The sequence below is a fragment of the Flagellimonas hadalis genome (genome assembly GCF_007785775.2).
Lineage (GTDB): Bacteria > Bacteroidota > Bacteroidia > Flavobacteriales > Flavobacteriaceae > Flagellimonas > Flagellimonas hadalis.
This window is the reverse complement of the sequence record NZ_VNIK02000044.1, coordinates 1-589: the sequence shown is the minus strand read 5'-3', so window position 1 is coordinate 589 and position 589 is coordinate 1. Positions and strand designations below refer to the sequence as shown.

The 589-nt window shown below is 46.7% G+C and carries 1 protein-coding gene; it reads left to right on the top strand.

Annotation, left to right across the window (positions count from 1 at the left end; all coding sequences use genetic code 11):
- On the top strand, positions 1-589 hold a 589-nt coding region (locus FOT42_RS17935), incomplete at both ends, for a 3-keto-disaccharide hydrolase (protein ID WP_151891799.1).

The window sequence follows — 589 nt, the reverse complement described above, 5'->3', positions numbered from 1 at the left end:
ACCAATCGAAACAAACGGAAGAAACATCAACCCCCCAACCTGAAGAGAAGAAACCCGAATGGGTCCATCTTTTTGATGGTACCAGTCTGGAAGGTTGGAGAGGGTACAATATGGATTCCCTGCCCCCCGGATGGACCATAAAGGACAGCATATTGACCTTTGACACCGAGCTCGGCCTTGAACAGGATTATAAAGGAGGAAAGGACATTATATATGGTGCCGAGGAGTTCGATAATTTTGAACTCTATCTGGAATGGAAAATACCCGAAGGGGCCAATAGCGGCATTTTTTATCATGTAAAAGAAGGTTATGACGGTCCTCCGGTAGTGGCCCCGGAATATCAGATCATCGATGATGAAAACTATGCGAACATCCACGATTTGACCGGATACAACTCACAATTTGGTGCCGAGCACCCCGAACTGCTCCAAGATTGGCAGAAAACGGGGGCCGATTATGCCATGCACGTAGCGGACGAATCACAAAAACAATTGAACCCTGTCGGGGAATGGAATTCTTCCAAAATCGTATTTACCCCCGAAAAGGTGGAACACTGGCTCAATGGCAAAAAACTGTTGGAATTTGTGCC